Origin of the sequence: Paraburkholderia aromaticivorans (assembly GCF_012689525.1) — a bacterium.
Lineage (GTDB): Bacteria > Pseudomonadota > Gammaproteobacteria > Burkholderiales > Burkholderiaceae > Paraburkholderia > Paraburkholderia aromaticivorans_A.
In genome coordinates this window covers 989,184-1,002,204 of the sequence record NZ_CP051514.1, presented here as the reverse complement: position 1 = coordinate 1,002,204, position 13,021 = coordinate 989,184, and the positions used below count along the sequence as shown (strand labels likewise).

The 13,021-nt window shown below is 60.2% G+C and carries 8 protein-coding genes and 5 pseudogenes; 8 read left to right on the top strand and 5 right to left on the bottom strand.

What is annotated here, in order from left to right:
• Positions 1-129 precede the first annotated feature (129 nt).
• Positions 130-318, top strand: coding sequence for a hypothetical protein (locus HF916_RS04655; protein ID WP_168787977.1), 189 nt, complete (start codon positions 130-132; stop codon positions 316-318).
• Positions 319-638: 320 nt separating this feature from the next.
• Here the strand turns inward: HF916_RS04655 and HF916_RS04650 are convergent.
• From HF916_RS04650 to HF916_RS04635, 4 genes and pseudogenes are all read right to left on the bottom strand, one after another.
• Positions 639-1,477, bottom strand: a pseudogene (locus tag HF916_RS04650) (formate/nitrite transporter family protein).
• A gap of 2,191 nt (positions 1,478-3,668) precedes the next feature.
• Positions 3,669-4,838: a zinc-dependent alcohol dehydrogenase gene (locus HF916_RS04645; protein WP_168787976.1), complete on the bottom strand. Its 1,170-nt coding sequence runs from the start codon at positions 4,836-4,838 to the stop codon at positions 3,669-3,671.
• A gap of 306 nt (positions 4,839-5,144) precedes the next feature.
• A complete protein-coding gene (locus tag HF916_RS04640; protein WP_168787975.1) occupies positions 5,145-5,942 on the bottom strand; it encodes an SDR family NAD(P)-dependent oxidoreductase in 798 nt (265 codons plus the stop codon).
• The gene (locus HF916_RS04635) at positions 5,939-7,282 is read right to left on the bottom strand and encodes an MFS transporter (protein WP_168787974.1); all 1,344 of its coding nucleotides are present in this window, start codon (positions 7,280-7,282) and stop codon (positions 5,939-5,941) included. Before HF916_RS04635 ends, HF916_RS04640 begins: the two co-directional genes overlap by 4 nt.
• 151 nt (positions 7,283-7,433) lie before the next feature.
• Between HF916_RS04635 and HF916_RS04630 the strand changes: the two genes are divergently transcribed.
• Positions 7,434-8,222 (top strand): SDR family NAD(P)-dependent oxidoreductase, encoded by a 789-nt coding sequence (locus tag HF916_RS04630; RefSeq protein ID WP_168787973.1) that lies wholly within the window; start codon positions 7,434-7,436, stop codon positions 8,220-8,222.
• Positions 8,223-8,267: 45 nt separating this feature from the next.
• Here HF916_RS04630 and HF916_RS04625 read toward each other — a convergent pair whose 3' ends face one another.
• The gene (locus HF916_RS04625) at positions 8,268-8,753 is read right to left on the bottom strand and encodes a MarR family winged helix-turn-helix transcriptional regulator (protein WP_168787972.1); all 486 of its coding nucleotides are present in this window, start codon (positions 8,751-8,753) and stop codon (positions 8,268-8,270) included.
• Between the two features lie 148 nt (positions 8,754-8,901).
• On the opposite strand from HF916_RS04625, the gene HF916_RS04620 reads away from it, so the two are divergent.
• From HF916_RS04620 to HF916_RS04595, 6 genes and pseudogenes are all read left to right on the top strand, one after another.
• A complete protein-coding gene (locus tag HF916_RS04620; RefSeq protein ID WP_168787971.1) occupies positions 8,902-9,777 on the top strand; it encodes a cupin domain-containing protein in 876 nt (291 codons plus the stop codon).
• Positions 9,778-9,938: 161 nt separating this feature from the next.
• Positions 9,939-10,211, top strand: a pseudogene (locus tag HF916_RS04615) (IS30 family transposase); the annotation flags it as partial.
• Positions 10,212-10,272: 61 nt separating this feature from the next.
• Positions 10,273-11,006 (top strand): annotated as a pseudogene (locus HF916_RS04610) (IS6 family transposase).
• A gap of 301 nt (positions 11,007-11,307) precedes the next feature.
• Positions 11,308-11,454, top strand: a pseudogene (locus HF916_RS04605) (IS6 family transposase); the annotation flags it as partial.
• Positions 11,455-11,496: 42 nt separating this feature from the next.
• Entirely contained in the window at positions 11,497-12,198 is a 702-nt protein-coding gene (locus HF916_RS04600) for an IS6 family transposase (RefSeq protein WP_168787970.1), read from the top strand.
• Between the two features lie 57 nt (positions 12,199-12,255).
• A pseudogene (locus tag HF916_RS04595) lies at positions 12,256-12,774 on the top strand (IS6 family transposase); the annotation flags it as partial.
• Between the last annotated feature and the right edge of the window lie 247 nt (positions 12,775-13,021).

The following is a 13,021-nucleotide window of genomic DNA, read 5'->3' as shown; positions in this document are numbered from 1 at the left end:
AAACACAGTTTGTCGAAAAATGTGCACTTGAAATCCGTATCGCAGGATGTGGCTCAAGTTCCCGTCGTGCCGCCGCGGCTCGAATAATGCTCTGCATCTTAATGTGCAGTGCATGATTGGGAGAACATCATGAAACGGTTAGTCGGCATGCTGGCTCTGGTCGCCGGCGTCTCGGGTTGTGTCGCCGCGCCGATGTACGACGATGGGTACGGGAACGATCCGAGGTATTACGCGCCTCGTACCGATATAGGCATCGGCGTCGGCGGATCCGGCGGCGGCAACATCGGCGGTGGTGCCGGCGTGGGCGTGGGTTTTTAAGGGTCTGCCGACAACTATCAGGAAAGCGTCGCGGTTGCTCGAAGTTCACCGTGCTGCGGTGTCGCGCATAAATAGAAAGTACCCGAACCTTTATATCTGTCCCGACGGGCCGTTCCGGCACGCCGTTGGGCATGATCGACGACGGACGCCGCGGCTGCGGCGCATTGCGCGGGTGCTTGGGCGCGTTTTTTCACTTCGTGAACAGCCGGAAGAAATTGTGTTAGACGGCGGCTTTCGTCGATGCGTCCAGGCGGCGCATATCATCGGGCTGAGCGAGAGCGCGTGCGAATTGCGCTGACGAAGGCGCGTCAACGCTGCGGCTATGTGTCCGTTATTTCCGCTGCGACGGAGCCATGGTTGATGATTGCCACCAGCGAGATACCGCCGATCATATTGCCGAGCAAGGTCGGCGCGAAGAATCCGAGCAGATAGTCCCGCACGCTGGCCGCGCCGGTCATCACGCCGTAGGTTGCCTCAACCGAACCGGCGATGATGTGCGACAGCTTGCTGATCGCCACCACGTAGGTGATCAGTAAAATCGTCACGAGCCGGGCCGAGCGGGCACTCGGAAGCAGCCAAACCATCAGCGCGATGAGCCAGCCGGCAAACATCGCACGAACGACCGTCGCTGTGAAGCTGCCGGAAAAGGTTGCTTTGCGATTGCGCTTAACGCCTTGACGACGTCGTCTGGAAACACACCTGGAATCTGGAGTAACGCCGCGAACACCAGCGTTCCAACGATGTTGGCGAAAAGTACCAGTCCCCAGAGCCGGGCCGTCTTCGCGACGGTTTTCATGTCGCGGCGCGTCAAGATGGGAAGAACGGCGCTCAAGGTGCTTTCCGTGAAGAGCTGCTGCTTGCCGAGAATGACGATGACAAACCCAACCGTGTAGCCGAAGGAAGCGACGAGAACGCGCCATGATGTGTCGGGCAAAGCGCTCTCGATAACGGCCTGCGTCAGGAAGGAGAAGCCCATCGACAGCCCGGCGGCCAGCGCGGACATAGTCAGCGCGCCGGCCGTTCTGTCCATGGCGGCCTCACCTTCTTCTCGGACCACCTCATGGATCACAAGGGCGCGTGGAGAGGCGTGCTGCGCTGCCTGTTGCTGTTCGCCGTCATCGAGATGAGGGGAGTTGGAACCTGTGTCGCTAGCGGGCATGTTCGAAGTCCTCGAAATATCACGCGTCATCCGGCATCGGAATCCAGCGGATCAGCCTCTCTATCCGCATGATCAGTGCCCGCGCTCAGCCAGTTAGTTATCCGCGCCAACGCGCACAGCCTAAAAGTTACGAATCGACGGCGCGAGGCACGCACCTTGCGCCGTCGGTGCATAGGAATGCGGGCGCTTGCCTGCTTTGGGGGTTAAGCCGTGAAACCTATGACCAGGTCGGTTGTTGTTTTGGCTCTTGTCGTCGCATTGTCGTCTGCAGCAAGCGCGCGAGCTGCCGATGGCGCTGCAGGGGTCCCAACATCCGCCGGCTCCGCAAATGCCCTGAACCAGGAGGGCTACGGTTCGCCGGGGGACACGCGTACCGACGCTCGGGCGAGAACCGGTGTTGATTTCGGATCTGACAGCGCTGCGAGCGCCCATTCCAACAGTGGGAAGACCAACGGGTTAAATATGGGTACAAAGAGCGGCGCGAACAGCGACGTCACTAGCGGACTTAGCCGTTCAAAACAAAACGGCCGCTAGTATCCATCCTGGGCCCAGGCGCGGGAGCGGAGCTATGGGCCCGAGACAGGCTTGTTCTGTCGCGCTGCACCGCCAGGGCTTCTCGGTCAACCTGTCCGGATAGACAGGGCAAGACGATCGTTCCAAGGTGCGGTCCATATTGTGGACAATCGCTTTTCTTCAAAAGGTGACGATGGGCCGCGCGACAACTTACGTTTGTCGGGTGGGACTAGCTGCGAATGAGAACCATGCGGCCCGGGCCACTCCGCGCGCTGCCATGTCGGCCGCCTGACGGGCATCCGCTTCTGCTTGGGGACTGGATGCCGCGCCGGCTGCCGATGCGACTGCCGAACTTGGGCTTTCAGGGAACCCATCATCGTTCCACTTGCGGCAGACGGGCTTGCCGCAGCAGTGGCAGTGGCGCCGGTCGACGCGCTGATCGCAGCTGGCGAGAGTATTGCATGGAGTACGGCGCCGCGCGTCGTAATGAGCGCCCGGCTCGATTCCGGAGCGCATGAATTCGGAGCGACGCTGCGCGCGGCGAGCGCAACATCGACCGAGCCTCCCGGGACGACTGACGGTCGCCAACTGCAGCCGGCGGCGCCCCTCGGTAACGCCTAACGATCGTCGGACCGAAACAGGGATCGAAGCTTCAGGCTCGCCAGCTATACGAGCGACTAATGACTACGATCCCGTCCGGGGTCAGTTCGCGAAGCCTCACTTGCCACCCTTTGTCTGATTGGACCATTCGTCACCGTCCTGGCCCATTCCCGTTACTGGCTTGTTGATCGATTTGTGTGCGGATTTCTTCAGGCTACTGGAGCGGCTCATTGACGAAGCGGATCCCGCGGCGCCCGGCTCATTGTCCCGCCAGCAGCGGGATTATCGCTGCCGCCACCGGACGAATCCGCACCGGCGGGTCCCGCACCGCCACCGTTGCTACCGCCTGCTCCGCCACCACCGCCTGCCCCCTGCGCCGCTGCCAACGTAGAGGCAAAGAGGAGTACTACAGCTGTCACCACCTGTCTGATCTGCGTTTTGTGTCTCCCTGGATTTTCAGCGTGGACCGCTGCATGCGCGTCGCGGCGTGAGTAGCTCCAAGCAACGTCCATTGCTGTCCGCGGACGCCGGCACTTTCACTCGCGAGAGCCGCTATTAAGGAACCGCGAATGCCATCGCGCTGCTTGTTCATGCAGGCCCACGAGGCAGAGCCAAGATAACCGTAAGGGCGACCAGGCCGATCTTTCCACTACTCTGACAGATAGCAACTGGTCATCGACAAGGGCACCACGATGGGCGCTCTGCTGATGGGCTCCTCTTTTATGAGCATCGTCGAGCACATTAGCGCGGGGCAGGGGGCGCCAAAGCAGGCTATCGATGCAGACGCCAGCGAACATTAGCCACGACGCAACACCCGGATAAAACGCGACGCACCGACGAAGTCGATGAAGCGGACGGTGGCGAACTGATTGCGCAACTGTCCGGTAGTGCCCGGTCAGCCACGCGACCTCGTTCTCACCCGGACAGCCCGAAACGGCCTGCAAAGTCGGCCGGCTTCAATCCGTTTCTGAATGCGGCGGAGCCACGCAGGAAGTAGGGCGGCAAACTTCGGGCTTCGATTTGCTCGAAGGTTGCCGGCTCCAGGGCGCTCAGATTTGCATCTAAATTGATGGCGAGTTCATGGCTTAAGGACAACCTTGATACAGCCGTCTTGCTTGTCACGAAACGTTTTGTACATGCCGGGCCCTTCTTCGAGAGAGACCGTATGCGTGATGACAAATGACGGGTCGATCTGCCCTTCCTGAATCCGGTGCAACAAATCGTCGGTCCAGCGGTTGACGTGCGTTTGACCCATCTTCCAGGTGAGGCCTTTATTCATTGAGGCGCCGAACGGAATCTTGTCGATCAGGCCGCCGTATACACCCGGCACGGACAATGTGCCCGCGGGGCGGCATACGTAGATCATTTCCCGCAAGACGTGCGGGCGGTCCGTCTCCAGCATCACGGCCTGTTTGACACGGTCGTACATGGCGTCGAAAGAGCGGGTCGCATGGGATTCCATGCCGACCGCGTCAATACATTTTTCAGGGCCCCTTCCGTTGGTCAGATCCTTCAGGCGGTCGAGCACGCTCTCCTCGTCGAAATTGATCGTGCTCGCGCCGCCGGCTTTCGCCATGGCGAGCCGTTCCGGTACCCGGTCAATGACGACCACTTGCCGCGCTCCCAGCAGCACCGCACTGCGGATCGCCATCTGACCGACGGGGCCTGCGCCCCAAATGGCGACCGTATCCTCCGGTTGTATGTCGCAATTCATCGCGGCCTGCCAACCTGTCGGGAAAATGTCGCCGAGAAAGAGAACCTGTTCGTCAGTCAGTCCTTCCGGAATCTTGACGTGCGTGGTGTCCGCCATGGGCACGCGCACGTATTCCGCCTGTCCGCCCGCGTATCCACCGGTCAGATGCGAGTATCCGAACAGTCCGGCAGTTGCATGGCCAAATACTTTCTCGGCCTTCTCCCGGTTGCGGTTACTTCGTTCGCAGACGGAGAAATTGCCGCGCTTGCACTGCTCACAATCGCCGCAGAAGATCGTGAAGGGAATGACAACGCGGTCGCCAACGCTCAATGCCATGTTGTCCTTGCCGACTTCGACCACTTCACCCATGAACTCGTGGCCCATGATGTCGCCGCTTTCCATCGTCGGCATGAAGCCGTCGAAAAGGTGAAGGTCCGAGCCGCAAATGGCGCACGTCGAAACCTTGATGATCGCGTCGCGCCCCTCCTCGATGATCGGATCGGGAACCGTGTCGCAACGGATGTCATGTTTGCCGTGCCAGCGTAGTGCTCTCATTCGAAGCTCCCGTTAGAGGTGAGTGCCACGCGTGTACAACTGCACGATTCTGCGCGGCCCTCTATCCCTTCGCAACGAGTATTCCCGCCGCTAGAAGCGCGCCAACGGTCGCCGCTCGTTGAGGAAGGTTGGTTGCTTGGGAAACGGCGTCCAAGACCGCGTGGGGTTTGAGGGGCCCGCTCCGCCGGTTCAACGTCTGACCGGTTCGGCCAATTCCGGACGTCCGACTGCAGGACGCGACCGGCCCTTCAAAAATCTAAAGCGGCCGCCCGCAAATCGTTCATGTCAATCGCCTAGGCGGCGCCGCTAGATGTCGAGAACGCCCGCCGCCAGGAATCCGCCATCGACCGCCACCATGTGACCGGTTATATATCCCGCGCGCTCCGAACACAGGAACGACACCGTCCCGGCGACATCGGACGGCTCGCCATACCGGCGCATCGGCACGGTGCGGTGATAGCCGTTGCGTGTTTCGGCCGAGTGATGGTCACGCGTGAGCGGCGTTTCGATCGGCCCCGGCGCAATGGCGTTGACGGTGATCCCCGCTTCGGCGAGTTCGACGGCCATTTGCCTCGTGAGCCCGATCAATGCAGCCTTGGATGTGCCGTACGCGGTGCGGCCAGCGCTCGCCCGAACGCCGCTAATGGACGCGATATTGACGACACGTCCCCAGCCGCGAATCGTCATCAGGCGCGCTGCGCGCTGCCCGCACAGCATCGGCCCGGTGACGTTGGTGGCGAGCACGCGTGACCAGACGTCGAGTGGACAATCCAGAAAGGAGGACACGCCCGCGATCCCCGCGTTGTTAATCAGCACGTCGCACCGGCCGAATGTCTGCCTGATTTCAGCAAAGGCCGCGTCGACCGACGAGGGGTCGGCAACGTCGAGATATATTGCGCACGCATTGCCCTTTGCCGCATCAATGGCTGCCGCGTGCATGCGGGCCGCGTCGAGGTTGATGTCGGCGACGGCCACCATGAAGCCATCCGCCGCAAGTGCGCTGGCGATCGCGGCGCCAATGCCCGTCGCGCCGCCCGTTACGACGGCGATGCGTGGCGGCGCATCGTCACTCGTACTCAGCTGAGAAGCGTGGGATGCACTCATTGCTGGCTCGCTGCGGCAATAGTGTTCGCTGGGCGCTTCGAGTTCATGCGGTCGACGAGCGCAGCCGGAACCGCGAACACCAGCAGAACGCCAACCACTGCTGCAACGGCAAGTGCATACATGCCCGATGCCGTGCTGCCGGTCGCGTCGGTGACTACGCCAACCAGGTACGGCGCAACGAAGCCTGACAGATTGCCGATCGACGTAATCAACGCAAAGCCCGTCGCGGCCGTTGCGCCTTTCAGAAACGCCGTGGGCAAATTCCAGAACAGCGGAATGGTGGTCACAATTCCGGCCATTGCAGCGATCAACGCGACGAATGACCACATCGGCGTAGCGCGCAGCAACACGCTTAGAATCAGACAGGCTGCGCCGAACAGGCCGGCTAGCGCGAGATGCTTACGGCGCTCGCCGGTGCGATCCGAGTTCCAGGCCAGCACAAGCATCGTCACGACGGCGGCTGCGTAGGGTAGCGCGGTCATCAGGCCAATCTGCCGGATTCCGTTAAACCCTAGCGCCTTGACGAGCGTCGGCAGCCAGAAGCTAACGCCATACAGCGCGGCTACGAAGGCAAAATAAATCAGACACAGCAACCAGACTCGCGCATCGGACAGGCCGCGTGCGAAGCTTCCCGAATGATGCGCGTTCACTCCGCCCACCTCGGCCTTGAGCGCCGCTTTCTCCGACGCGTCGAGCCACGTGGCGTCGTCAATACGATCGGGCACGAGAAACCAGAAAGCGATGCCGCAGAGGATGGCGGGCAGGCCTTCGCAAAGGAACATCCATTGCCAGCCGCGCAGCGCGGCGAAATCCGGTGCCGAGGTCATCAGCCAGGCGGAAAGCGGGCTGCCGATCACGCCGGAGATCGGCAAGGCAGTCATGAAAATGGCGATGATCCGGCCGCGGGTGCGTGCCGGAAACCACTGGCTTACATAAAGCATGATGCCCGGCGAGAAACCCGCTTCGGCAACGCCCAGCAGAAAACGCACGAGGTAGAACGACTTTGGCCCGACCACAAACATCGTGCATGCGGACAATACGCCCCATGTCAGTAGAATTCGTGTGATCCATACCCGCGCGCCGAGCCGATGCAGCAGCATGTTGCTTGGTACCTCGAACATGCAATAGCCGATGAAGAAGATTCCCGCGCCCAGGCCGTACGCGGTATTCGACAGGCCGATGTCCGGCGCCATCTGCAGTTTGGCGAAGGCGACGTTAACTTTGTCCAGCTGGTTGACAATCAGGCTGACCAGGATGACCGGAATCAGGCGCCAGAATATCTTGGCGTCGGTCGCCCGGTCCACTTGCGCAGGGAAAGTCGTCTCGAGGGTTCCACTCATCTTTGTCTCCATTGACACACACGATCGTGTGGGCGTAAATTGTTATCAATTGATAATATATACCGCTCAGCGGGGCAACGAAAACGCTTATCGTGTCGGGATAATCCCTAACGCTAAGCCGGCCCGCAGGACCGATTTCTCAGGAGGCGACGTGGATTACATCGGCAAGACAGTGGCAATTACAGGCGCCGCGAGCGGCATTGGCTATGCAACGGCGGAGGCTGCGGCGCAGCAGGGCGCGCGAATCGTGGCACTTGATCGCGATACGGGCGCGCTGGAAGCCATGCAGGCGGAGTTTAAGGACAAGGGTTGGACGATTACGTCGGTGGAGGTCGACATCGGGTCCGAAGCATCGATTCGCGCCGCGGTGGAGCAAGGCATGGCATCGGTCGAGCGGGTTGATCTGCTCGTCAATAGCGCGGGAATCGTCTCGCGCGGCATGTTCGAAACGACGACCGGCGACGAGTGGCAGCGCGTGCTGTCGATCAACCTGTCGGGCAGTTTCTTCTGTCTGCAGCAAATGCTGCCGCTGCTCAGGGCTGGAACAGGCCGTGCGGTGGTAAACGTCGCGTCGCTGGCGGCCAAGCGCGTGTCGTACACGGGCGGAGTCAGCTATACGGCGGCAAAGGCCGGCATGCTCGGCCTGACGCGGCATGCCGCCTTCGAGTTGGCTCATGAAGGCATTCGCGTGAACGCGGTATGTCCGGGCCCGGTGCTGACCGCGATGACGCAGCGCGTCATCTCCGAGGAAGAACAGCGCAAAGTGGCCGCGATGGTGCCGCTGGGCGATTGGCTCAGTCCGCAGGACGTGGCCGCTTCGATTCTTTTCCTTGGCAGTCCTGCTGCGCGGATGATTACCGGAACGACGCTGGACATCGACGGTGGGTTGTCGCTCGTGACCGGCGCGTCGTTTGAATCGTATCGAAATGCGCGTCAATAGGCTGGAGCGGATAGCGCGGTGCAGGCGTAGGTGCCTGCGCCGCCTTCATGCGCTTTTGCGCTTGCCGCCAAACAACGCGAGCGAGAGACGCTCGACGTCCGCCGACGAGTATGCCGTGCTCGTAATCAGCCGGTCGAGCAGGCCGTTGAGCGCGACCGTTTCAACCGCGCTCAAATCGCGCAGCGCAAAGTTTTGTACCTCGAGCACGATCTTCATGCCGGCTTCGTACGCGCTGCGGCCGGGTTTCGTCAGCGTATAACGGGTGGCGCGGCCATCGTTCGGGTCGGGCACGGCAACGACGAGATTCAGGTCGCGCAATTTCAGCAGGCTGCGCCCCGTCTGCACCGGCGTGAGCAGCATGTCGCGGCCAATTTCGGTTGGGATGCTGCCGGGCGCATCCGCCAGTTTGACGAGTACACGCCAGTCCAGCGCCCGAATTTCCAGGTGGCGCGCGAACAGTTCCTCGGCCATGTCGAGAATTGATTCGGCGACCCGGCGAACCCGATAGGCAGGCAGTTGTTTGAATTGCATGGCGGTTTCAATGACAGTGCTGAGGGAACGATTCTATGCGAGGTGCCCGGGTAGCCAAAAGAAGCATTGACGGCATGAACGAGCTACAACTATATTATATCAAATGATAATATCGTCGGCGACGATTGCGGACAACATGGAGGCGGCAATGAATTCATCGGTTGAATTGAGTGGCGGCGCGCGTGGTCAACGGGAGGCGGGCGTCTATGTTTTCGACGTGTCGGAAAGCCCATGGCAGGGAGTGGGCAAGAGCGGACTGGCGCAAAAGATCGTGCGTCGCGACGACCGGACCGGCCATTCGTTCGGCTTCATGTCGTTCGACACCTTGGCGCGGACAGGCGTGCATCAGCATCTCGGCACCGCGTTCAGCTATTTTCTCTCTGGCGCGCTGACAGACTATCAAGGTACTACGGGCGCTGGACAACTCGGCGTGAACTTCGCGGGCTCGACACACGATGCGATTGCCTATCTGCCCACGCTGACCGTAGGACGCATGGAAGGGCCGGTCGCGTACGGCGCGGACGTTATGCACTCGCTGCACGCGGGCAATCGCCACACGAACTTTGAAAACGAATTTCCCGAGCATTTACCGGACCTCAGTATCGGGCTCGACACGGTGCAGGTGAGCGGCACGCGCGTCGCTGGTTTGACGCGCCGGCTCGTGTACGACTACGCGCATACGCGTCTCATGCGTCGGATGACGCAACTCATGCTTTTGCCGGGCGCAAAGGTACCGGCGCATCGGCTCGGTGCGCTGGTCGACATGTTCGTTCTTGCTGGGGATGTCTCGTTCGTCGCGCGCGATGCAGTGTCGACGGCGAAAGCGGGCGACTTCGTTGTAATGGAACCTGAGACGCAGGTGGCGTTTTCGTCGCGTTACGGCGCGAGCCTGCTCCTATGGGCCGACGGGCCGTCCGTTTGGGAGGACGGGCCGCTCAGTCCGGAACTTTATGGCTTCACTTCGGCACACGGCGATCCTTTACGGTTTGGCAATCGGGCGCCTTCCGACTTTAACTGCACCTGAGGCTTAAAAGAATCGATCGCGGTAGCACGTTGGTTCCTGAGTCTGCATCGACGATGCGCTATTACGCACCAGTCGGGTACTTTGGTGGCTGTTGAGTATTGGCGGATTCAACCGGTGGATGCAACACGCTAGAAGCTGCGTGAGCAGTGGGAGTGTTGCAAATGAAACAACGACGCCGGATTTACTACACCGAGACTCAGAAAGCGCTTATGTGGGATCGCTGGCGGAAGGGTGAATCGCTCCAGCATATCGCCCAGCTTTTTGATCGGAACCACTCGTCGGTACAAGGGATTCTGGCTGAGACAGGCGGAATCCGGCCACCCCAGAGGCACCGGCCGAGATTGGCATTGACGCTGGCTAAACGCGAAGAGATATCGCGGGCGCTTGTTGCTGGCGACTCAATCCAGTCGATCGCCATGCGACTATCCCGAGCTCCTCCACCATCTGTCGTGAGGGCACTGTCACGTTGCAGAGATGGTCGAGCAAGATCGGGTGATGAAGAATGCAAAATCGCTTGACCACGGTCATCGCTTTCCGGCGGCGGTCGTCAGTTGCGCGGTACGTTGTATTTCAGGTTTCAGCTCAGCCTGCGCGATATCGAAGAACTGCTGTTCGAGCGCGGGGTTTGCGTCAGCTACGAAACGGTCCGACGCTGGTGCGATAAGTTCGGTGCGAGCTTCGCACACCGTGTGAAAGCGGCGCGTGGCAGGCCCGGTACCACGTGGCACCTTGACGAAGTATTTGTGACCTTGCGCGGCGAGCCTTACATGTTGTGGCCTGCCGTCGATCAACACGGTGCCGAACTCGATATCCTGCTACAGAGGCGCCGCGACAAGGCTGCAACGAAGCGGTTTTTCAAGCGCGTGCTTGCCTCGTGTGCTGTGACACCGCGCCAGATCGTGACCGACCAGCTGCGCGGCTATCCGGCGGCGAAAGCCGAGATTCCCGAACTGGCCCACGTCAAGCACATCTTCGTCAAAGCCGGCGCGCGGGTCAATAACCGGGCGGAAAACAGTCATCAGCCCACGCGCGAACGCGAGCGACGCATGCGCGGCTTCCGCGATCCTGAACGCACACAGGCTTTCTTATCGAGCTTCGGTCCGATCCGGCAGCACTTCGCGCTCAAGCGACACCTGCTACGCGCCTCACTCTATCGCAAACAGCTCGCCGCACGCTTTGCCGCCTGGCATCGTTTCACCGAGGTCACCCAAGATCCGTCCGTTTTCTGAGCAAGCGTTTGTCCTCTCCGCTATTGCGCCGCGAACCATTTAACGTGACAGCGCCCCTTCCAGTTGGGCCGACGAACAAGGAGCGCCGGCCATCGTCACCGTCCAACTGATCCCGCAACGTAGTCATGAAGGTCAGCGGGCCGACTGCCTCGACCTGAACAGCGATGTTTGCGCAGCCGATATTGAAGTCGCAGAGATGCACGCGAACCTGCATCTCAGGAAAGCGGCCGGCGCTCGATGTACGGAACACGTATCCTTTGGGCACTGTCACGTTGCAGAGATGGTCGAGTAAGATCGAGTGATGAAAAATGCAAAATCGCTTTACCACGGTCATCGCTTTACGGCGGCGGTCATCAGTTGCGCGGTACGCTGGTATTTAAGGTTTCAGCTCAGTCTGCGTGATATCGAAGAACTGCTGTTCGAGGGTTGTGTCGCAGTAGAAGGCGAGCGGTAGAATTCCGGCGATACAAGTTCGCAGATGAGTGAATTGATGAAGACGCTAAACCCGGCGTTGGCCAAAGTACTGAAACGCCTACACTATCCGCTCGATGTGATTCTGACGTGCGTGCGCTGGTATGTCGCCTATGCGCTAAGCCTGCGAAACCTGGAGGAGATGATGGCTGAACGAGGCATCGCGGTTGATCATTCAACCGTGCATCGCTGGGCTATCAAGCTGTTGCCGGTGCTGGACAAAGCGTTTCGGTGCCGCAAGCGTTCCGTGGGCAGGAGCTGGCGTGTCGACGAGACCTATATCAAGGTAAAGGGCCAATGGAAGTATCTCTACCGGGCCGTCGACAAGGACGGCAACACTATCGATTTTCTGCTACGCGCCCATCGGGACAAGACTGCAGCCCGGCGTTACTTTGAAAAATCTATTGCCCAGAATGGGGTACCCGCGACGATGACCATCGACAAAAGCGGCGCCAACCTTGCCGCGCTCGAAGCGATCAATGCGGATCGTGAAGCGCCCATCAAGATTCGGCAGTCCAAATATCTCAACAACCTCGTCGAACAGGACCATCGGGCGATCAAGCGACGCACGCGGCCTATGCTGGGGTTCAAGACTTTTCGGTGTGCGCGAATCTTGCTGGCTGGCATCGAACTGATGCATATGATCACCAAAGGACAGATGAAGAGTCCTCGCGGAACCCATCTGTCCGCCGCTGATCAATTCTACGACCTGGCAATATAAGTAGTACTTCACATATCGATCGAGTTCGCCCGTCGATCCTTACCGCGACAAAGCCGGCCCGGCACCACGTGGCACCTTGACGAAGTATTTGTGACGTTGCGCGGCGAGCCTTACCTGTTGTGGCGCGCCGTCGATCAACACGGTGCCGAACTCGATATTCTGCTACAGAAGCGACGCGACAAGGATGCAGCGAAGCGGTTTTTCAAGCGCGTGCTTGCCTCGTGTGCTGTGACACCGCGCAAGATCGTGACCGACCAGCCGCGCAGCTATCCGGCGGCGAAAGCCGAGATTCCCGAACTCGCTAACGTCAAGCACGTCTCCGTCAAAGCCAGCGCGCGGATCAATAACCGGGCGGAAAGCAGTCATCAGCCGACGCGCGAACGCGAGCGACGCATGCGCGGCTTCCGCGATCCTGAACGCACACAGGCTTTCTTATCGAGCTTCGGTCCGATCCGGCAGCACTTTGCGCTCAAGCGACATCTGCTACGCGCCTCACTCTATCGCAAACAGCTCGCCGCACGCTTTGCCACCTGGCATCGTTTCACTGAGGCCACCCAAGATCCGTCCGTTTTCTGAGCGAGCGTTTGTCCTCTCCGCTATTGCGCCCCGAACAATTTAACGTGACAGCGCCCTGGTTGGCCTTGTCATCGTCTTGTGTCGGCATATCAGCCTCCACATACTCGGGTTAGGGAAACTATCGGACCTGGGTCGCACGGACCTATTTCACCGCGTCGGGAGCACTTGTGTGCGCTGTCCGGCGAGGTGGCATTGCTGCGGGCGAAAGGATCCTTAGTGCGTATGGACTTACACGGCGACTACCTCC